This is a genomic window from Streptomyces sp. NPDC059875 (genome assembly GCF_042731085.1).
GTDB lineage: Bacteria > Actinomycetota > Actinomycetes > Streptomycetales > Streptomycetaceae > Streptomyces.
This window is the reverse complement of record NZ_JBHWJZ010000011.1, coordinates 192,658-212,593: the sequence shown is the minus strand read 5'-3', so window position 1 is coordinate 212,593 and position 19,936 is coordinate 192,658. Positions and strand designations below refer to the sequence as shown.

The window sequence follows — 19,936 nt, the reverse complement described above, 5'->3', positions numbered from 1 at the left end:
CGTGGTCTGACACACCGTCCCGGCGGGCACGCGGCCGGGGCCCTCGGGCCCCACCGCTGCCTGCCTGCGGCAACGCTTCCGGTCACTCGCGCCCACACGTCGCAGCCGCAGATCGCCGGGCCCCATACCCCGGACGGGCACCCGCCCCGGAAGCAGCGGTGCTCATTGATCGCGACCCGATACGCGCCCTAGGGCATCGCCGGCGGATCATGGGCGGAGCCGGAGTCCGTGATCCAGGTACCGGGCATCCGCCTCCGCGCGATCACTACGGGCTCTTCGATGAGCCGCACGGTCGGCAGCGTCTTGGGCACCGGCCGCATCCACGCGGCCGGGGTGTCCGCAACCTCGTCGAGGAGCCAGTCTCGGCAGGTGGCGTCGAGTGCCAGCGGGTAGAGCGTGAGCGTGCCGTCCCGTGCGATGTGCATCCGAACGAATCCCGTGTGGTCGTCGATGGACTGCCCGGACATCTGCCACTCGGCGACCTGACCCCGGTCCGTCCCCAGCATCCACAGGGCGAAGAGCTGCGAGCCGAGGAGTGCGCCCATCACCGCGGCGACGACCAGCAGGATCGCCAGCAGCCAGAACCTGCTCCAGGAATGGGGGACCGAACGGGACACGGCGACAGTGACGGCCAGTGCCGCGACGGCGACCGCCAACTGGAACAGCACGGCTACGACCGGACCGGACGGCGTCACGGGCCGGCGCGCGCGCAGCAGCGCGCTCCCCCAGCCGAACAGGAAGGGCAGAACCAAGAGGGCGACGCTCGTGCAGACCAGGCCGAGCAGGTCGTCGGTGCCGGCTCTACGTATCGCGTCGATGGGATTGTGCCTGCCTTCGGCCAGCGCGTACACGCCACTCACCATCAGGACGAGCACCACCTGCAGCACCCCGGCGAGTACCGCGAACCCGGGGTTGCGCCGCGGGAGCCAGCGCGGCGACCAGGGCTTGGCGATCGCGCGAGCGAGCGAGCGGGACCCCTTCTCGTCGGGGTAGGTGTGCTGTGCGCGGGCGAATGCCGGTGGCGGGTCGTCCTTCTCCCGCATCCGCGAGGTGGCCGGCGGCAGCGGCAGAGCTTTCGGGAGCGTGTGCGTGGATGCCAGGAACGCACCGCCCAGGCCGCACGTCACCATCTGGCGTCGCCGGGGGTCCGGAGGCAGGGCGTCGTCGGATCCGGGTGGGTCATCGGGCAGCCGTTCCGCGTAGCGGGCGTAGTGGTGCTTGTCGCCGGTCAGCCACAGTCGAATGGATGCGCCCGTGTCCTCGCGTTTCCCGGAATCCCGGTTGAACCGGGTTCGTATGATGTTGCGGTCGAACCAGTGCAGGGAGTTGAAGGCGTTGGGCTCCTCGTCGCTCTCCACCCATGTGGGCGCTGCGGAGCAGACGATCACGCTGTCGCCCGGCAGCAGTTGCGGCGAGAGGAAGGACTCGAAGTAGCGCCGCTGCGGATCGTCGAAGTACGAGCCGAGTTGGCTGTCCAGTCCGACGAGCCACCAGCGCTGCGGCAGCTGCACGGCGAAGTAGCTCCGGGTCTGCCGGGTCTGCCAGCCGCCGATGGGCCTTTCCTGGGCGAACATCCGCAGGAACGCGGTGAGTCCGTCGTACCAGTCGTGGTTGCCCGGCAGCACAACCATGAGCGGCTGGTCCGGTGCCGACGGGAGCGCCGCGCGGTAGGGCCCCTTCATCCGGTCCTCGTACGCCGTCGTCGATGCCACCGGGTACACCTGGTCCCCGCCGAGGACGAGCAGCGAGCCACGAGGGAGCGAGACAGGCCCGTCGACGGCGAGCTGGGCCGCCGCCAGGGCGGATGCCACCGAGTACGTCGCCTCGAAGCCGTCGCCGAGGTCGGCGACGAAGTCGATCCAGATGTCCTCGGCGCGGGGATTCGCCAAGGGGGCGTGCAGGAGACCGGCCTGGAGCGCGCCCTGGATCTCGCGCTTGTCCGAGTAGTCGGCGAAAACGGCGGCCAGCGCGACCTTGACCGCCGTACGAGCCAGTTCCTTCGGTGCCAGCCAGCGCACCTGTTCCTGCGGCGTGAACCGGAGAGCCGCCGCGTGCTTGCGCAACTCATGGACATCCACGATGGCTCCTCCGTCGGCCCGGGATTTCTCACGGCCATCGGTCACAGTGGTGACCAGGGCAGGACGCCCTGCGCGTACACGTCCCACAGCTTGCCGAAGAAGAACTGTCCGAAGCGACCCAGCGTGGTCACCCTGCCGGGTAGCGTCGCCGCTTCGACCCGGAAGGTGGTGAGTTGCTTCAGGAAGTCGGTCGGGCGGATGTGAACGGATCCCGAGGCCACCAACTCGGCTTCGGACTCTTCGTCGGCGTCGACGTGGCCACGGACAATGCGCGTGTAGAGGACGGACGTGTCCTTCCAGACTCCCCGACGGGAGTCCTCACTGACGTCCTTGTATCCACTGAGCGTGAGCCGATGGCCGGCGCGGTCGGTGAAGAACAAGCGGTAGAGCATCCGCAGGTGTTCCGGGTCGGCCTGTTCCACGAACAGCTGGAAGGTTCCTCGCTCGACAGGAAGGCGTCCGCCCAGTTCCTGGCAGACGATCTCTCCCCGCAGTGAGGCTTCATGCTCCGGACCGACGATGAAGCGGTCCACTCCCCGGATGTCGACGGTCAGGTGCAAGGCGATGTCAGCGGCTGCTGCACCCTCCGGCGAGGCCACCTCCCGGACGTCGTTCTCGCCGAAGGCGACGCGGCCGACCATGCGTTCGGTGAATCGAATGCGAGTGGGGCCGTGGGGGCGGCCCGGAGGGGGGCCGGGCTGCCAGGGAATCCCCTGGGCCGTGCACCAGCGGCGAGCGCTGTGCACTCCGAGTTCCACGGCTTGAGCGAATCGGTCCTTGCTGAAGTTGATCAGGTAGTTCAGTGGGACCTCGGCGCTCAGCAGTTTGACATCGATGAGGCGTCCGAACTCTCCGTTGTCTCCTCCGCGGATGGCTGCGTTGCTGGCCTCGATCCGACGCAGCCAGTGCTGAAGCTGACCGTTGGCCGTCGTCTCGATGATGTGGAAATAGTTGGCCACGAAGCCGTCCCGCCAGCGGTGCCGTCGGCTGACCGTCCAGATGATCCACAGTTCGTCGCAGCCTCGTCGGATCGCCTCCTCGACGTTTCCGTCGGTCAGATAGACCGGGTCGATGTAGGTCTGCCCGTCGATGACGACCGGAGGGAACCACATGGGCAGGGACACCCCGGCGCAGAAGCGCTCCTCGTCCATCTGGTCGGCGGTCACTGTCTCCAGTTCATTGGCGCTGAAGTTGTAGAGGTTGAAGGTGGCTTCCCGATCGGTGGTCCGGATTCTCTCCCAGTCCAGCCCCCAGCCCGGGAAGACGTGACGCCGATAGCCGTCCAGCGTGAAGAGGGAACGGGCGTACGGCCCCTTCGGCAGCTCACGCCAGTTCGGGGAAACGCCCTTCAGCGGAGAGAGGTTGCGCCAGTTGTCCGCGATCTCCCGCCCGGACATCCCCTGGCAGTACATGGCGAGGTTGAACACACCTCCACTGGCACCATCGGCGTGGTCGAATTCCAACTCGGCTTCGTCGAGCAGCACTTGGAGGACCCCGGCCTGGAAAGCGACCTTCAGTCCGCCGCCGGCGAGGATGAGAGATCTGCGCGGGGAGCCGCTGCGGGGCTCGCTGCCCTGTCCGGTCGTCATGAGGGCCTCGTAGGGTTCTGCCGGTGATCCTCGATGATGCGGTCGGCCGACCGGTCGGCCAGCGCCGCGATGGTGAGCGACGGATTCGGGCCTACGGGACCGGGCATCACCGAGCCGTCGGCGATCGACAACCCCGGACATCCGTACACGCGCCCGAAGGAGTCCACCACGCCTTCCCGCTCATTGCGCCCCATCGGCGCGCCACCCACGGGATGCACGGTGATGAGGCGGTTGAGCCACCACAGGGGATTCGAGGCGTAGCGCCCGCCCATGCTGTGTGACACGCGCTCCATGGTCTCGTTCATCTCGTCGAAGTACCGATCGGAGGCGGCCAGACGCCAGTCGAGGTCCAGATGTCCGTCCCGGAGAAACAGCCGGCCGTTGGGGACGTCCCTTCCCATCCCGAGCAACGGTATGGACGTCGCGGTGAACAGCCCCTTGCCCATGGCGTCACCGAGCTGTCGCCCCACACGGCTCCTGGCGGTTCCGGTCAGCTGCGACCACCCTCGCCGCAGCAGGAACCTCGCCACCCTGTTGGACATGGTGAGGACGTTGTGCTCGACGAGCCAGTTGAGGAATTCCGGGTAACCGGCATCCTCGATGTAGAAACCCCGGCCGGTCTCGCCGTTCGCCTTGCGGTCCATGCGCATCGCACTCGTGATGACCGGGCCGAAGCTCGGTTCCAGCATGCGCGGCACCGTCTCCTCCGGCCGGTCCTGACGCCTCTCCCGGGCTTTGAACACCAGTCCGAGAAAGTCCCCGTTTCCGGAGAAATGAGTACCCAGCGCCGGGCTGAGTGCAGGAAAGGCGCTGCGATTTCTCATCAGCAGATAGGTGGTGCCGAGCGTGCCGGCAGAGAGAATCAGCCGTCTGGTCTTGACGGTGCGTCGCTCGGGAGGGGCAAGCGGATCTCCGCCCCCGGCGGCGTTGTGCTGGATGTAGGAGACCAGGAACCCCTCCCGGACCCGTTCGAACGAACGCACCTCGCAGAGGGTCCGGATATCCACCCCGAGTCGGTCCGCAGCGCTGAGGTAGGTGAAATCCAGACTGTTCTTGCTGCCGAAGTTGCAGCCCAGGTCGCATTCACCGACAAGTCTGCACGCATAGCGCGGGCTGTGGTGCAGATTGTCCTCACCGCCCTCGATGGGAACGCCGGGCACCGGGGGGTCTCCAAAGGAGACGGCCAGCTTGGGAAGCTCCCACGGGAGACCCAGCCGCGAGGCCGCCTGCTGCATGGCGATGGTCTTGGGCGTGTCCTGGTACGGCTTCACATCGAAGGGGTACCGCTGCGCACCCAGCATGGTCTCGACGCGACCGTAGTGAGGATCGAGGTCCTCACGTGTGACGGGCCAGTCCTCGTATCCGCCGTCGAACGGCTCGTGCACGAACCAGCTTTCCGGCTTGCGAATCAGCACATTCGCATAGATCAAAGAGCCTCCGCCCAGCCCGCTCGACACGAGGGCGTCGAGCTTCGAGAAGCTCCACATGTCGTACATCCCGTACAGCTGTGAATCCGGATCCCAGAAGTTCTTGGCCGTGTCACGGGGACTACGTGGAAAAGATCCGGGCGGGAATGGCTTTCCTCTTTCCAGAAGGCAGACGCGCAGGTCGGCCTCGGCCAGTCGAAACGCGGTCACGGACCCGCCGAATCCCGACCCGACGACGACGGCATCGAAAACGTCCACGCTCGCCACCTCTGGCAGTAGAAGCCCAAGCCCTGACTTCCCCCGCATGCGGCTGCAGCACGCACGACCTCTTTCCATGGTTCACCCACGGGTGGTGACGCGCACGTCGAAGCGTCGGCCCGCATGGCGGGTACGCCGGTGAAGCCATGGCCGCCGGCTTGTCCCGAAGCCGACTACGCTGAGCGCGGGACGATCAAGCCGAACAGGTCCTGGGGTGACGGGGGGAGAACGGGTTGGGTCGGCAGGAGAGGTACCGCAAGGTGCTCAGACCGCTGCTACGGGCCGGACTCGAGGTGATACCCGACGCGGTGCCGGCCTCGGCGATACCGCATGTCCTCGGGTACGAACGAGAGCGAGTCTTCGGCTCCTTCCTCGTCGAGTACGGGGACCCGCGACTCGTGGAGCGGCTCAACGAGGGCTGGTACGACCTCGCCATGTCCGCCGGCCTGCTCGATGAGAATCGCGAATTCCTTCTCATGTTGCCCAGAGGCACCTGGACGGCCGCGGTGGACCGCCGGCTGCGGCACAGGATGCATGTCTGGCACCGGGTCCGTCTGCTGGACCGGTGGGACATCATGGGGGCCGGCGCGGCTACGTTCCTCGGTATTCGTGCCGGCCACCCTGGCTTCGCCATGCTGGCCCTGGACAACAGCGTCTGGCTCCTGACCGACACGTACGAATCGGGTGTAGGCGTGTACGCGGTACGCGATCCCGCCGTTTCTCCAGGGGTCCTGCGCGAGTTGGAGTGGCTCGCCAGGGAGGACGTCTACAAGGACCGGGACTTCCGACGCGAGGTCACCGCCTGGCTGGAGCGCAGGCGGCAGGTCCCTGCCTAGGCCTTGCGGGCGAGCAGTTGGATCTCCTTGAACTGCCGTCGGTCTGTGGGCTGAGGCTCGCGAACCGTCCGGGCCACCTCGGCCAACCCGGACGTGCGCAGCATCGCGGCGAGGTGATCGGGCCACCACCGATAGGCGAGCGCGACCGTGTGATCGAAGGCCTGCGTCGGGTGAGACGAATCCTCGCTTGCCGAAAACCCGACCAGAAGGTGGCCGCCAGGAGCCAGCACTCGATGGAACTCCGCCAAGATGGCGGGGAGTTCCTGCGGCGGAGTGTGGATGACGGACCAACGTGAGAGTACGCCGCCCAGCACGCCGTCAGCGATGTCCAGCGCCGCCATCGAGCCCACGTCGAACCGCAGGCCCGGATAGGCCTGTCGAGCCAGCGTGATCATCGCAGGAGAGGCATCGACACCGAACGCCGCCAGCCCCAGCTCGTCCAGATACGCGGTGACATGGCCGGGCCCGCACCCCAGGTCCGCGACCTGACCGTCCCCACCCGCACGTACGACCTCGGCGAAGACACCCAAGATCGCACGATCCAGGGGACTGTCACGCAGCGAGTCGCGGAACAGCTGCGCATAGGTGGAGGCAGCAGCGTCGTAGGCCTCGCGGGTGGCGCTGAGAGCATCGTGGTCGACCATGCTCGTGACAGTAGTTCCCGGCGCTGAGGCGAGCCAAGAGAATCACGATCTGCCCTCCCGGCTGTCCGCCCGGAGTGGCTCGTCACGCGGCCACGCGGAAGCCGATGTTGCCGGTGGAGCTGTCGGGCGTGTTGGAGCTGCGGGCGGCGACGCGGTAGCGGTTGCAGTACGAGTCGTGGCAGAGATACGAGCCGCCGCGCATCACGCGGCTGGTTCCGGGCGTGAACCAGTCGGCGCACCATTCCCATACGTTGCCGACGACGTTGTAGAGGCCGAAGCCGTTGGGGCGGAAGGAGTTCGCCGGCGCCGTGCCCTCCCAGCCGTCTTCCGCGGTGTTCAGGGTGGGGAAGTCGCCCTGCCAGATGTTGCACATGTGCCGGCCGCCAGGGGTGAGCTCGTCGCCCCATGGGTATCGGCGCTGTTCGAGCCCGCCGCGGGCCGCGTACTCCCATTCGGCCTCGGTGGGCAGGCGGGTGCCCGCCCAGGCGCAGTACGCCTGGGCGTCGTTCCACGAGACGTGGACCACGGGGTGGTTCTGGCGGGTGGTGACCGAGGAGCCCGGCCCCTCGGGCCGACGCCAGCTCGCGCCGGGGACCGCCCGCCACCAGGGCACGGCCGCCACGGGCCGGGAGATCGCGGCGACGTCGTCGGTCAGGAAGCCGCCGAAGACGAAGGAGAATCCGAAGTGCTCGGCCTCGGTGAGGTGGCCGGTGTCCTTCACGAACGTGGCGAATTGGGCGTTGGTCACCGTCGTGGGCGCGATACGGAACGGACCGACCTCAGCTTCGCGTACCGGCCCTTCACCGTCGGCCGGGAAGGCGTCCGGGTCGTCGGTGCCCATGAGGAAGCGCCCGCCCGGCAGGTCGACCAGCCGTCGGGCGGCCCGCTGGGCGGGGCCCGTGCGGGGCGGCAGCGCGGGAGAGAGCGTGACGGCGGTGGCGTCACCGTGAGTGGGGGTGCAGCAGGAACGCATGACGGCTCCGTCGGCGAGGAGGTCGAGGCGGCGGGCGAGGAGATAGAGGAGGGAAGGAGGCGGGTGCCCCGCGGTGGCTCGCCGCGGGGCACCCTGCGGCGAGCCGCTAGGCGACGCGGTCCGCGGCGAGCTGTGCCTTCAGGGCCGGGATGCCGAGGCTCTGCTCGTCCTCCGGCGTGGCCTGGTACAGCCTGTTCGTCAGCTGGTACGGGTCGCCCGCCAGGTCGTAGTACTCGCGGAACTTCACCTGGCCCGTGCCGGACACCGTGCCGTTGCCGTCGGTGGTGAGCTCGTAGTACTCCGTGTACTGCTTGTTCTTCGCGACGTACGACGCCCAGGTGGGCGCGCCGCCCGCGTTCGTGCCCTGCTCCCACCACTCGACGAGCAGGTGGTCGCGGCTGTACGTGGACAGCAGGGACCTGCCGTCCACCGAGTGGGCGGGCGTGATCCCGGCCGCGTCGAGGACGGTCGGGGCGATGTCGATGTTGGCGGTGATGCGGTTGTCGGTGGTCCCCGCGCCCAGGCCGCCGGCCGGCCAGGAGAGGTAGAACGGCACCTCGTGCGCCGGGCGGTAGGGCACCGACTTCTTGGTCCAGCCGTGGTCGGCCCAGCCGAAGCCGTTGTCGGCGATGTAGATGACGAGGGTGTTGTCGAGCTGTCCGAGCGCCTGGAGCTTGTCCTTGAACGCCTGGACCGCGTCGTCCACGGTGAGCAGGGTGCGGAGCTGCTCCTCGCGGATCTGCCGGCCCTCGGCGAGTGTGCCAGTCGCGTTGCGGATGTAAGCCGGCTTGTCACTGCGGTCGTTCTCTGGGACGGAGGGCCTGCCGTTCCAGTCCGGGACGGCCGTTCCTGCGTACTTCGCCTCGGGCGTACGCGGGCCGTGGGAGGCGTACGGGGTGACGTACGCGAACCACGGGCGGGAGTCGCTCGCCGCCTTGTCGAGGAAGTTCAGGGTGCGGTTCTTGACGATGTTGGTGGTGTAGCCGTTGATGGTCTGGACGCTGCCGTTGACGTTCCACTGCGCGTCGACGTAGCCCGGCTGGAGCAGGGCGAAGTCCTCGAAGTGCGGCGGGTTGTCGGACAGCGTCCAGGAGTTGAGCCACTTGCCGAAGAGGCCGGTGCGGTAGCCCGCCTGCTTCAGGTACCGGGGGAGCGTGGTGCTCTGGTCGAGCCGGTACGAGGCCTTGTTGTTGCGGACGCCGTGGTTGTGGGCGTAGCGGCCGGTGAGGACCGACGACCGGGAGGGCGAGCAGAGCGGGGTGGTGACGTGCCCGTTGGTGAACTTCACGCCTTGGCCGGCCAGCCAGGCCGTGGTCTTCGGGAGGGCCCATTCGGTGTGCTTGGGCTGGTCGTCGGTGACGATGAGCAGGATGTTGGGGCGGGTCGCGGCAGCGGCGGGGCTGCCCGCCGCGAGCTGGGAGATCGCGGGAACCGCCGCGGCGGCCGCGGCGGCCGCCGTGCCGGCGAGGAATCCGCGGCGGCTCACGCGCGGTCTGCGGGTGTCGCTCATGGGATGTCTTCTCCAGGTTCTCGTACGGGTACGGCAGCACGACTGCCGTGAAAGGGGAGGGAGAGAAGGGAGAGGAACGAGAGTCGGGCAGCGGCGGCCGGCCGGCCCGAGCGGGGCGGGCCGGCGTGCGTTGCCAGGTGGGGATCCCGTGCGAAGAGGCGTGGTTACGGTCGCGCCCAGGCGGCCGGACACAGCGCGCTCGCCAGCCGGCCCAGATCGAGGTGGCGGCGAGCAGTGAGAAGGCTTCCTGCTGCCATGACGACGAGCCTAGGGGCGCGGCGCGGGCGGGTCCATGTACGGCATGTGAAGTGTCAACTCCGCTTCATAGAAGGCTGGTTGGGTGCCTTCACGAGGCCACGCGGGACGCGTAGGCGCGGACGTCGGCGTCCGGGTCGGAGGCGGCCGCGGCGAGGGCCGTGCGGGCCTCGGGCTCGGCGCCGTGGGGGAGGAGCGCGAGGACGGCGGCCTTGCGGACGTCCGCGTTGGGGTCGGCCAGGGCCCCGGCGAGGGCCGGGACGGCCTCGGCGGGAGGGGCCGCCCGGAGGGCGGTCGCGGCGCCCGCCCGTACCTGCCAGGCCGGGTCCTCGAGCGCTGCCGTGGCCTGCGTGGCGTAGCCCGGTGGGCAGCCGGTGGCGGCCAGGGCGGCGAGCGCGGCGGCGCGGACGAGCGGGTCCGCGTCGTCCAGCAGGGGGTCGAGCGGGGCCGGGGCCGGGGCGTGGACGGCCGCGAGGCCGCGGGCCACCGCGACCCGGACCTCGCGGGCCGGGTCGGCGGCGGCGACCGTCAGTTCCGCCACGGCGTCCACCGAGACCAGGGCCCGGACGGCGCTGATGCGGACCTCGATGCCGGTGTCGGCGAGCGCCGCGGCGTACGTCCCGGCGTCGCCCAGCCGCAGGGCGCGCAGCACGTCGAGCGCGGCGGCCCGGACGGCCGGGTCGTCGACGCCCAGCGCCTCACGTAGCCCGGTGCTCAACTCGGCGTCGGCGGGCAGCACTTCGACCAGCTCGCGGAGCGCGACCGCGGCGGCGGCCCGGACCTGAGGCGCGGTGTCCTTGAGGCGTTCGGCGAGCGCGGGCCCGGCTCCGGCCGGGACCGTCTCGCCGAGGGCGGCGACGGCGGCCGCCCGCACCGCCGGGTCGGCGTCGCCCAGGTAGGGGCGCAGCGCGTCCAGGTCGGGGGACTCCTCGGCGAGGGAGAGCAGGCGGACGAGTGCGGGGCTGGTTGTGGGGACCCCCAGGGTTGTGGCGACTCCCAGGGCCTCGGCCGCGTCCGGCGCCGTCGTGTCCGATGCCGTCGCGTCCGGAGTCGCCGCGATCGGTACCGCCGCGTCCCGCGTCGTCGCGGGTGGGGCAGGGTGGGCGGCCGGGGCGGCGTTCCGGGGGCCGGCCGTCGCCACCGGCACAAGCGTGACCTCGCCGAGCCGCCGCTCCGGCCCCGGCGCCGGCGCGAACTCCGGCACGGGGACCACGTACGGCTCGACCGGCCGCGCCGTGAACTCCATCGTCCCCGACGCGGACTTGCGCAGGTCGAGGTGGTGCAGCCAGCCCGCGTCGTCCCGCCCCGGGTGGTCCAGCCGCTCGTGGTACAGGCCCCACCGGGACTCGGTGCGGGCCAGCGAGGCCCGGGCGGCCATCTCCGCGCAGTCCCGGATGAAGGTCACCTCCGCGCACCGCATCAGTTCGTGCGGCGTGCGCGCGCCCATTCCGGCGATCTCCTCCGACATCCGGGTGAACGCCTCCACCGCCAGGGACAGCTTCGCCCCGGTCTTGGGCGGCGCCATGTAGTCGTTCACGAACCGCCGCAGCTTGTACTCCACCTGCGGCTGCGGCGGCCCGTCCGGGTTGCGCAGCGGCCGGTAGACGAGGTCGTGGGCGGCGGCCAGCTGCTCCTGCGGGAACTCGCCTTCGTACGCGCGGAATCGAGCGGCGTCCTCGCCTGCCAGGTCGCCGAAGACGAACGCGCCGATCATGTAGTTGTGCGGTACGCAGGCCAGGTCGCCGGCCGCGTACAGCCGGGGCACGGTGGTGCGGGCGTGCGCGTCCACCCGTACCCCGGAGGCGGAGTGCCCGCCGCACAGCCCGATCTCCGAGATGTGCATCTCGATGTCGTGGGTGCGGTAGTCGTGGCCGCGGCCCTCGTGGAACGTGCCGCGGGTGGGCCGCTCCGTCGTGTGCAGGATCGATTCGACCGAGGCGATGGTCTCCTCCGGCAGGTGACTGAGCTTGAGGTACACCGGCCCCCGGTCGGAGGCGAGTTCGGCCGCGAACTCGGCCATCATCTGCCCCGACCAGTAGTCCGACTCCACGAACCGCTCGCCGTGCCGGTTCACCTGGTACCCGCCGAACGGGTTCGCGACGTACGCGCACGCCGGCCCGTTGTAGTCCTTGATCAGCGGATTGATCTGGAAGCACTCGATCCCGGTGAGCGCGGCCCCCGCGTGGTAGGCCATGGCGTAGCCGTCGCCCGCGTTCGTCGGGTTCTCGTACGTTCCGTACAGATAGCCCGACGCGGGCAGGCCGAGCCGGCCGCAGGCCCCCGTCGCCAGGATCACCGCGCCCGCCCGGACGACGACGAACGCGCCCGTGCGGGTGTGGAACCCCGCCGCGCCGATGGCCCGGCCGTCTTCCGGGTGGGTGAGCACCCGGACCGGCATGACCCGGTTCTCGATCCGGATCCGCTCCCGCATCTCGCGCCGTCGAAGCTGCCGGTAGAGGACCTTCTTGACGTCCTTGCCCTCCGGCATCGGCAGCACGTACGAGCCGGACCGGTGCACTTGGCGGACCGCGTACTCGCCGTGCTCGTCCTTCTCGAACTTCACCCCGTACGACTCCAGGCGCTTGACCATGTCGAAGCCGCGGGTCGCGGTCTGCCGGACGGTGGACTGGTCGACGATGCCGTCGTTGGCGCGGGTGATCTCGGCGACGTAGTCGTCGGGTTCGGCCCGCCCCGGGATGATCGCGTTGTTGACCCCGTCCATGCCCATGGCGAGGGCGCCGGAGTGCCTCACGTGCGCCTTCTCCAACAGCAGTACCTGCGCGCCGCGTCCGGCGGCGGTCAGTGCGGCCATGGTGCCGGCGGTCCCGCCGCCGATGACGAGGACGTCACAGGACAGTTCGGTCGCGTCGGCGAGGGCCGGGACGGTCAGCGGGCTGTCCACCAGGGTGTCCACGGGAAAGTGCCTTTCAGAGGGATTCGAGGATGCGGCGGCGCAGTTCGGCGGTGCCGGGCGCGTGCTGCGCGTCGCGCTCACGCGGGTGCGGTACGTCCATCACCTGCCCGGAGCCGAGCAGCAGGACCCGGTCACCGAGGTGCAGGGCCTCGTCCACGTCATGGGTGACGAAGACGACGGTGGCGCCGGTGCCCTGCAGGATGTCCACCAGCAGGTTCTGCATTTCAGCGCGGGTGTGGGCGTCGAGCGCGCCGAAGGGCTCGTCCATCAGGACCGCGCGGGGCCGACCGGCCAGGGCGCGGGCCAGCTGGACACGCTGCCGCTGCCCGCCGGACAGTTGGTGCGGCAGTTTGTGGGCGTGCCCGGCCAGACCGACCTGCTCCAGCCAGTCGACCGCGGAGCGGCGCCGCTCGGCTCGGGGGACCCGGCGGATCGCCAGCGGCAGTTCCACGTTGGCGCGGACGGTCCGCCAGGGCAGCAGGGCGTCGTGCTGGAAGACCAGCGCCCGGTCGGCGGCGGGCCGTCCGATCGGCTCACCGTCCTGGGTGACCCGCCCGGCCAGTGGGGGCAGGAGCCCGGCGAGGGTGCGCAGCAGGGTGGACTTGCCGCAGCCGGAAGGGCCGACCACGGCCAGCAGTTCGCCCGGCGCGACGCGCAGCGTGACGGTGCCGGGCACGGCCGTGCCGTCCGGGTGGCCGAGCCGTACGTCGTCCAGGGCGAGTTCGGCGCCGGCCGGCGCGGGCGGGGCGGGTGCGGCGGGCGGGGTGGCGGTGCTCATCGGACCGGCTCCTTCCGGGGAACGGCGGGACGCACGGCGGAGGCGGGAGGCGCCTGGGCGGCGGGTTCGGCGGCGGCGTCCGCACGGGTGCGGCCGGTCCTGCGGGACGCCGGACGCGGTGCGACGGCGGCTCCCCGCGAGGCCGTGCGGGGAAGCCAGGAGGTGGCGCGACGGCCCAGCAGTTCCACCGCGGTGGAGGTGAGCCACCCGAGGGCGCCGATGGTGGCCATGCCGACGAACACTCCGGGGTAGTCGACGATCGTGTAGTCCTGCCAGGTGCGGTAGCCCACTCCGTACTCGCCGGAGATCATCTCCGCGGAGATCACGCAGATCCACGAGACGCCGATGCCTACCGACAGGCCGCCGAAGATGCCCGGCAGGGCTCCCGGCAGCACCACCGAGAACAGCACCCGCAGCCGGCCGCCGCCCATGGTGAGCACGGCCTCTTCCCAGACCGGGGTGAGCGCCCGGACCGCGTGCCGGGTCGACACCACCACCGGGAAGAAGGCGGCGGTGAAGGTGATGAACACGATGCCCTGCTCGTTGGTGGGCAGCAGCAGGATGGCGACCGGAACCAGTGCGATGGCCGGCACCGGCCGCACCACCTCCACCAGCGGGGCCAGCAGGTCGGCGGCCCACCGGGAGCGGGCGATGGCCGTTCCGACCGCCACCCCCGCCACCGCGGCCAGCAGAAAGCCCACCACGATCCGGCGCAGGCTGTGGCCCAGGTCCTGCCAGTACGGAGCAGTGGCGACCCGGTCGGAGAAGGCGGACGCCACCTCTCCGACCGTGGGGAACTGCTCGAACCGCAGCCACAGGTTGACGTCCAGGGAGGTCAGCAGCTGCCACAGCCCGAGGGCCGCGGCCGGCGAGGCGACGCGCAGCAGCCAGCGGCCCGCACTCATGACGCCAGACCCACGGCGTCCGCGTAGCGGATGATCCGGGCCCCGGTGTGACCGTCTACGTACCTCTGCGCACTGGCCGGGGTGACGAAGGCGCGCAGCTCGGCGCCGTCCGCGACCCACACCGCCTTGTCGGCGAACCACAGGGTGCCAGTCAGCGCGTCCGGCACGTACGCGGCCCGCACGTCCGCGCCCTTGGCGGCCTTCAGCAGCTCCTTGGGGCTGCTGAAGGTGCGGGTGGTGGTCTGGCCCTTCAGCCACAGTTCGGGCTTGGCGGTGCCCGCCTTCGGGTAGGCGGCGGCCTGAACGGCGCGCTTCAGCGGCGCCGGGTCGACGAAGTCGTCCACGTCGACATCGCCCACCAGCCCGGCCGCCTTCAGCACCGGCACGTCCTCCTTCAGAGCGGCGATCAGCTCGGGGCGGAGCTCCGGGTCGAAGGTGGCGATGCCGTTGGCGCCGTTGTAGAGGTAGACCACCTCCGCCGGCAGACCGGTCTTCTCGGCCACGGACTCGGCGGCGGCGACCGGCTGGGCGCGCAGGTGGTCGGTGGCCCGCCGCTGCGCCCTGAGGAAGTCGTCGAGGACCCCGGCCCGCTCCTTGGCGAACTTCTCCCGGACCGTGACCCCGTGGAAGGTCGGCAGGTTCAGTTCCGCCCCGTCGTACAGAGCGGTGACCCGGCCCTCGAAGGCCAGCTTGCCGGGCCAGGCGACGAACTGGGAGAGCGCGTCGACGCTGCCCCCGGCCAAGGCCGAAGCACCCACGCTGGGCTGCTGGTTGAGCTTCCGGATGTCCTTCTCCGGGTTGACGCCGGCCCGCTGGAGGGCCCGGACCAGGGTGCCGTCGGCGGCTGAACCGACGCTGGTGGACACCTTCTTGCCGCGCAGGTCGGCCAGTGACCGCAGAGGCGAACCGGGCGCGGTGACCACCGTGTTCAGGCCGCCGCGCAGGTTGTAGCCGGTGACCGCCACCAGCCGGGTCGGCTGCTTGAGCTGCTTGCCGCGGGCCGCGTTGATCAGCAGCGGGAAGTCGCCCATCGACCCGATGTCGATCTTCCCGGCGGTCATCTGGGCGGTGATCGGGGCGCCGGTCGCGTAGTCCTGCCATTCGACCTCGTAGGTGATGCCGTCCTTCTTCCCGCGGGCCGCGAGCTCCTCCTCGAAGTAGCCGAGGGAGCGCAACAGGGTGCCGGCGGTGACGGTGTTGATGGTCTTGGACTGGTAGCCGACGGTCACGGTGACCGTCTTCGCGTCGGCGTTGCCGTCGGCGCCGGCCGCGCCGCCGCAGGCCGTGGCCAGGGGGAGGAGCAGGGCGACCGAGAGGATGGGAGAGAGTGGGATTCTCTTGCTGGTCATGGGAGTTCGGCCTTTCACCGGAGCAGGTAGGGCATGTTGACGGTGACCGCGCCGGTGGGACACCGGGCCGCGCACGGGCCGCAGTACCAGCACTCGTCCACGTGCATGTACGCCTTGCCGTCGTCCTCGCGGATCGCGAGCGAATCGAGCGGACACATGTCGACGCAGAGCGTGCAGCCGTCGATGCACTTGGACTCGTCGATGGTCACGGGCACGTCGGCGCGCTGCGGAACGAGAGGCATGGTGGTCTCCAAGGGGCCCGGCAGGGCCGGGAACAGCGGGGAAAGGAAGGGAGGGGGATCTCGGGGATCAGAGGGAGCGGTGCAGCACGCCGCTCATGGTGATGCGGTCGCCGCGGAAGCGGATGAACTCCAGGTCCACCGGCCGCCCGTCGGGCAGACAGGTCAGTCGTTCCAGCATCAGTACGGCCGCCCCGCGCGGGGCCTGGAGCACAGCGGCGGAGTGCGCGTCGGCGTTGACGGCCTCCAGGGTGATCTCGGCATGACCCAGCGGGCCGCCGGTCAGCGACTCCAGTAGCCGGAAGACGTCCGTGTTCTCCAGGTCGCAGCCGAGCAGTTCACCGCCCACGTCCATGGGCAGGTAGGACAGGTCCAGAGAGAGTGGTAGTCCGTTCAGGCGGCGCAGCCGCTCGATACACAGCACGTCGGTGTGCTCGGGCAGGCCCAGCCGGTGGGCCACCGGGCCGGGGGCGGTGACCGGCCCGACAGTGCGGACCTCGTTGGTGACCCGGCCGTGCTCGTGGAGGGTCTCGGCCAGGCCCTGGAGGCGGTCAAGGCCGTGTGGGTACTTCTCGCAGACCACCACGGTGCCGACGCCGGGCTGCCGGTTGATGAGCTGCTCGCCGCGCAGCAGGTCCAGGGCCTGCCGGACGGTGTTGCGGCTGGCCCGGTAGTCGGCGGCGATGGCGTCCTCCAGGGGCAGGACCCCGCCGGGGAAGCCGCCCGCCAGGATCTGGTGGCGCAGCAGGTCGGCGAGCTGCCGGGCTCGGTCCGCACGCAGTCGCCGACGGCGCGCGGCGGCGACGGGGCGGGCTGCGGGGGCGGGTTCGGCTGGCATGGCAGGGAACGTACAAGGAGAACCGCTCCGATGGTGTTGCCGCCGTATTGCGCCACCTGACGCCCCGTGCGCACCCATCTGACCTGCGGTTTCATCGGCATGGTGGCCAGATCCGCCACTCTGCCGCCCACAACGTGGACGTCGGGTGCCCACGATGCGGCCCGCCGTTACGCGGGCGGGCGGCAGCGAGGCACGGCTGATCTGCCGGCCGCCGGCACCGGCACGTCACCGCTGGTCGGCGGCGACCGCCGCCGGGGGAACGGGCTCGGCCGGCTTCCCCCTCTCGGCCAGGGTCAGCAGCAGTGAGCGAGCCACGGCGTCGTTCTGACGGAACGCGGGCGCGTTGGTGCGGGGACGGGCGAAGGCGGCGACGGCACGGGCGTTGGTGGGAGCGCCGAGAGCGATGCGGCGGGGATGGGGACCGCCGAGGGAGGGGTCGAGGAGGCGTCCGTCCGCGGGGGCGACGGCGAGCAGCCCGGAGCGGTGGGTACGGGTGGGATCGGTGATGACCTCCTCGGTGAGCGAGCCCGCGCGGTGCAGAGCGCGCAGCAGCGGGTCCGCGGTGCGGTCGAGCGAGGGCCGGGGCAGATACGCCTCGATCAGTGCGGTGGCGTGGACGGTGTGGCCGGGGACGGCGGGGCTGGTCGCGGTGAAGGTGCCGGTGGTCTCGTCCGCGTTCACGCGGAGGTCCGCGCCGAGGAAGCGGACGACGCCCGCCCGGGACAGGGCGAGCAGTTGGCGCAGACGGAAGCCCGGCGGGCCGGAGGCCAGGAAGCTGAAGAACCCGTGCCACCAGCCGTCGAGGTCGCCGGCGACCGAGCGGGCGGTGAGCCGGTCCGAGGCGACGAGGCGGGGCAGTTGCCCGTAGACGGACAGCAGGGCGAGGAAGGCGCCGAGGTCGGCGCTGTGGGCGGGGTCTTCGCGGCGTGCCACGTCCCGGACGATGTGGTCGCGCAGATGCTCCTGGAGGGACTCGGCAGAGGGGAAGGCCAGGCCGGCGAGAGGGTGGTCGAGGGCTTCGAAGTCCAGCCGGTCCGTCGGGTCGGGCACGGCCGTGGCAACGAGGGCGGCCATGTCATCGGAGTACCAGTCGAGGCGGTCGTAGGCGGTGAGGAAGTCCGTCCAGGACAGCGCGGTACGTTCGGGGTGGGCATGGAACAGTTCGTGGTAGTGCCCGAAGCCGATCTCCTTGGCCATCAGCGGCCATATGTCGCGGCGCAGGTCGAGGGGCCGGTCGTCGGCGAGCAAGGAGTCGATCGCCTCGGGGCCGAAGTGACGGGGCAGCGGTGGCGGGGGGCCCTGGAGCCGGTAGCGGGTCTTGGAGTGGTACGGCACGCCGCGTCGCGATCCGACGTGGATGACGGGCTCACGGCCCGAGGGGTGATAGGTCAGGGCGCCGTCGGCCTCGGTGCGATAGGTGCCGCCCCGTCCTTCGGTGAGCAGCACCATCAGATCGATGAAGGCGAGTCCGAAGCCACGCAGGATGACGTGCTCCCCAGGCCGTATTTCCGACAGATCGGTGTCGGAGGAGAAGGCCGGCGGGAGGTGGAAGAGCCCGTGGCGGCGGGCGAACGCGGCGAGGTCGCGGTGCTCGGAGACGGGTTCGGAGCCGAGGTGCCCCTGGGCGAGGACGACCGCGTCGGCGGTGAGCGGGGCGCTGCGGCCGACCAGCCGCACATGCTGGGGCCCGTCCGGGTCTCCGGTGACGGCCGTCGCCGTGGTCGGATGCCACACGACGGTGACGGAGGGCGGCAGTTCGGCGAGCACTCGTCGGAACACCCAGTCCAGGTAGGCGCTCTGGGCCCGGCGCGTCGGGAAGTCGGCCGCGTTGAGAGAGCGCAGCTCGGCGAGGACGTCAGGGTCCGCGGGCGCGACGTACGGGGCGAAGCGCGGGCCGCGGCCGGAGAACTGGGCGGCCCACTCGGCCAGGGAAGGACCGGGCCGTACCGGGCCGTCGATGGTGGACGAATCGTCCGTGAACATGGTGACGTCCTCGGCCATGGAGTTCATCCGCAGCAGCGGCGACTGCTCGTGCCGCCAGATCCTTCCCGGGCCCGGGGGATGCGGGTCCACCAGGTGGATATGCAACTTCCGTTCTGTGTCCCACAGTTCGGGCGCGTTGGCGGCGATCCGCTCCAGCAGGCCGGTGGCGCGCGGACCCGCACCGACGACGACGAGGACGGACGGGGACGTACTCACCGCTCACCGCCGACCGCCGGGCGGGCGTCCGCCGCCGTTGCCGCATGCAGTCGGGCACGCAGGGCGGCCAGACGGACCCTCGCCATCTGAAGAGGGGTGGGCGGCAGGGCGCGGGCCGAGCCACGCGCGTAGTGCCGCTCGACGTAGAACTGTCCCGCGCTGAGCACGGTGGTGACCACGATGTACCAGATGGTGGCGACCATCAGCAGCGGGATGACCTGATATGTCTGGTTGTACACCAGTTGCACGGAGTACAGCAGGTCGTGCACGGCCAGCACGCTGACGATGCTGGTGCCTTTCAGCGTGCCGATCAGCATGTTGCCCGCCGTCGGCACGATGGACCGCATCGCCTGCGGAACGACGATCCGGCGCAGAGTGCGCCGTCTGCCGATGCCGAGAGCCTGCGCGGCCTCCGTCTGGCCGGCGTCCACCGAGAGGATCCCGCCGCGCACCACCTCGGCGGCGTACGCGGCTTCGTGCAGGGTCAGACCGATGACGGCGGTGAGGGTGGGACCGAGCAGGTTCACCGTCGATATCGAGACGAACCGCGGGCCGAAGGGGATGCCCAGGCTGAGAGTCGGGTAGAGGGCACCGATGTTGAACCAGAACAGCAGCTGCACGAGCAGCGGGGTGGAGCGGAAGATCCACACATAGCCCCAGCTCAAGGTCTGCAGCACCGGATTGCCGGACAGGCGCATCACGGCCAGCGGGATGCCGAGCAGAAAGCCCAGCACCATCACCACGCCCGTCAGCCACAGCGTGAGCAGCAGCCCGTCGAGCACGGCGGCGGTGGTGAAGTACCGCCCGACCACCTCCCACTGGAAGGCGCGGTTGCGTACGACGGAGTTGACCACCATCGCGAAGAGGAGCAGCGCGGCGGCAGCAGTCAACCAGCGGGCCACGTGCCGACGCGGCACGATCCGCGGCAGATCGTCTTCGGGGTCGTGGCGGGGGCCTTGGCCGGAGGCGGTCGGACGTCCTGGCAGCGGGACGGGCACGGAGGCCGTGGACGAAGCGGTGGTGCCGGACGGTGTGGTGATGCCGGACGAAGCGGTGGTGCCGGAAGGCGAGACCATCGGGGCTCTCCAGGGAGGGAGTCGCGGACGTCGGTGATCACCCGGCGGCACACGTACACGGATTCCGC

16 protein-coding genes are annotated in these 19,936 nt (G+C 70.5%); 1 reads left to right on the top strand and 15 read right to left on the bottom strand.

Annotated elements, in window-relative coordinates:
• Window positions 1–188: 188 nt before the first annotated feature.
• The 3 genes from ACFV9D_RS16630 to ACFV9D_RS16620 are packed head-to-tail and all read right to left on the bottom strand — an operon-like array spanning window position 189 to window position 5,352.
• On the bottom strand, window positions 189–2,078 hold the full coding sequence (locus tag ACFV9D_RS16630) for a hypothetical protein (protein WP_385146033.1): 1,890 nt from the start codon (window positions 2,076–2,078) through the stop codon (window positions 189–191).
• A 41-nt stretch (window positions 2,079–2,119) separates the two neighbouring features.
• On the bottom strand, window positions 2,120–3,667 hold the full coding sequence (locus tag ACFV9D_RS16625; RefSeq protein ID WP_385146049.1) for a patatin-like phospholipase family protein: 1,548 nt from the start codon (window positions 3,665–3,667) through the stop codon (window positions 2,120–2,122).
• Window positions 3,664–5,352, bottom strand: a complete 1,689-nt coding sequence (locus tag ACFV9D_RS16620) for a GMC oxidoreductase (RefSeq protein ID WP_385146031.1) — start codon at window positions 5,350–5,352, stop codon at window positions 3,664–3,666. The genes ACFV9D_RS16625 and ACFV9D_RS16620 overlap by 4 nt, the downstream gene beginning before the upstream one ends.
• A gap of 260 nt (window positions 5,353–5,612) precedes the next feature.
• Between ACFV9D_RS16620 and ACFV9D_RS16615 the strand changes: the two genes are divergently transcribed.
• Window positions 5,613–6,188, top strand: a complete 576-nt coding sequence (locus ACFV9D_RS16615; RefSeq protein ID WP_385146029.1) for a hypothetical protein — start codon at window positions 5,613–5,615, stop codon at window positions 6,186–6,188.
• On the opposite strand, the gene ACFV9D_RS16610 is transcribed toward ACFV9D_RS16615, so the two are convergent.
• From ACFV9D_RS16610 to ACFV9D_RS16555, 12 genes are all read right to left on the bottom strand, one after another.
• Window positions 6,185–6,832 carry a class I SAM-dependent methyltransferase gene (locus ACFV9D_RS16610; protein WP_385146027.1) on the bottom strand — a complete coding sequence of 216 codons (648 nt, stop codon included), beginning with the start codon at window positions 6,830–6,832 and terminating at the stop codon, window positions 6,185–6,187. The two genes, ACFV9D_RS16615 and ACFV9D_RS16610, sit on opposite strands and share 4 nt — an antisense overlap.
• Before the next feature lie 82 nt (window positions 6,833–6,914).
• Window positions 6,915–7,805 (bottom strand): formylglycine-generating enzyme family protein, encoded by an 891-nt coding sequence (locus ACFV9D_RS16605; protein ID WP_385146025.1) that lies wholly within the window; start codon window positions 7,803–7,805, stop codon window positions 6,915–6,917.
• Between the two features lie 106 nt (window positions 7,806–7,911).
• The gene (locus ACFV9D_RS16600) at window positions 7,912–9,315 is read right to left on the bottom strand and encodes a sulfatase (protein ID WP_385146023.1); all 1,404 of its coding nucleotides are present in this window, start codon (window positions 9,313–9,315) and stop codon (window positions 7,912–7,914) included.
• Between the two features lie 164 nt (window positions 9,316–9,479).
• Window positions 9,480–9,572, bottom strand: a complete 93-nt coding sequence (locus ACFV9D_RS16595; RefSeq protein WP_385146021.1) for a putative leader peptide — start codon at window positions 9,570–9,572, stop codon at window positions 9,480–9,482.
• Window positions 9,573–9,661: 89 nt separating this feature from the next.
• A complete protein-coding gene (locus tag ACFV9D_RS16590; RefSeq protein ID WP_385146019.1) occupies window positions 9,662–12,484 on the bottom strand; it encodes a fumarate reductase/succinate dehydrogenase flavoprotein subunit in 2,823 nt (940 codons plus the stop codon).
• Between the two features lie 13 nt (window positions 12,485–12,497).
• Window positions 12,498–13,262: an ABC transporter ATP-binding protein gene (locus ACFV9D_RS16585; RefSeq protein WP_385146017.1), complete on the bottom strand. Its 765-nt coding sequence runs from the start codon at window positions 13,260–13,262 to the stop codon at window positions 12,498–12,500.
• A complete protein-coding gene (locus ACFV9D_RS16580; protein WP_385146015.1) occupies window positions 13,259–14,167 on the bottom strand; it encodes an ABC transporter permease in 909 nt (302 codons plus the stop codon). The genes ACFV9D_RS16585 and ACFV9D_RS16580 overlap by 4 nt, the downstream gene beginning before the upstream one ends.
• Entirely contained in the window at window positions 14,164–15,516 is a 1,353-nt protein-coding gene (locus ACFV9D_RS16575) for an ABC transporter substrate-binding protein (RefSeq protein ID WP_385146013.1), read from the bottom strand. Before ACFV9D_RS16575 ends, ACFV9D_RS16580 begins: the two co-directional genes overlap by 4 nt.
• A gap of 14 nt (window positions 15,517–15,530) precedes the next feature.
• On the bottom strand, window positions 15,531–15,758 hold the full coding sequence (locus ACFV9D_RS16570; RefSeq protein WP_017236562.1) for a ferredoxin family protein: 228 nt from the start codon (window positions 15,756–15,758) through the stop codon (window positions 15,531–15,533).
• A gap of 67 nt (window positions 15,759–15,825) precedes the next feature.
• Window positions 15,826–16,593: a GntR family transcriptional regulator gene (locus ACFV9D_RS16565; RefSeq protein ID WP_385146010.1), complete on the bottom strand. Its 768-nt coding sequence runs from the start codon at window positions 16,591–16,593 to the stop codon at window positions 15,826–15,828.
• 225 nt (window positions 16,594–16,818) lie between these two features.
• On the bottom strand, window positions 16,819–18,792 hold the full coding sequence (locus ACFV9D_RS16560) for an FAD/NAD(P)-binding protein (RefSeq protein WP_385146008.1): 1,974 nt from the start codon (window positions 18,790–18,792) through the stop codon (window positions 16,819–16,821).
• Complete coding sequence (locus ACFV9D_RS16555; RefSeq protein WP_385146047.1) at window positions 18,789–19,832, bottom strand: amino acid ABC transporter permease; 1,044 nt, start codon at window positions 19,830–19,832, stop codon at window positions 18,789–18,791. The genes ACFV9D_RS16560 and ACFV9D_RS16555 overlap by 4 nt, the downstream gene beginning before the upstream one ends.
• Window positions 19,833–19,936 lie beyond the last annotated feature (104 nt).

Bases quoted from the DNA above. Each gene is read 5' to 3' on its own strand.
- ACFV9D_RS16625 (WP_385146049.1), bottom strand. From the start codon at position 3,667: ATGACGACCGGACAGGGCAGCGAGCCCCGCAGCGGCTCCCCGCGCAGA.
- ACFV9D_RS16610 (WP_385146027.1), bottom strand. From the start codon at position 6,832: ATGGTCGACCACGATGCTCTCAGCGCCACCCGCGAGGCCTACGACGCT.
- ACFV9D_RS16605 (WP_385146025.1), bottom strand. From the start codon at position 7,805: ATGCGTTCCTGCTGCACCCCCACTCACGGTGACGCCACCGCCGTCACG.
- ACFV9D_RS16600 (WP_385146023.1), bottom strand. From the start codon at position 9,315: ATGAGCGACACCCGCAGACCGCGCGTGAGCCGCCGCGGATTCCTCGCC.
- ACFV9D_RS16595 (WP_385146021.1), bottom strand. From the start codon at position 9,572: ATGGCAGCAGGAAGCCTTCTCACTGCTCGCCGCCACCTCGATCTGGGC.
- ACFV9D_RS16585 (WP_385146017.1), bottom strand. From the start codon at position 13,262: ATGAGCACCGCCACCCCGCCCGCCGCACCCGCCCCGCCCGCGCCGGCC.
- ACFV9D_RS16580 (WP_385146015.1), bottom strand. From the start codon at position 14,167: ATGAGTGCGGGCCGCTGGCTGCTGCGCGTCGCCTCGCCGGCCGCGGCC.
- ACFV9D_RS16575 (WP_385146013.1), bottom strand. From the start codon at position 15,516: ATGACCAGCAAGAGAATCCCACTCTCTCCCATCCTCTCGGTCGCCCTG.
- ACFV9D_RS16570 (WP_017236562.1), bottom strand. From the start codon at position 15,758: ATGCCTCTCGTTCCGCAGCGCGCCGACGTGCCCGTGACCATCGACGAG.
- ACFV9D_RS16565 (WP_385146010.1), bottom strand. From the start codon at position 16,593: ATGCCAGCCGAACCCGCCCCCGCAGCCCGCCCCGTCGCCGCCGCGCGC.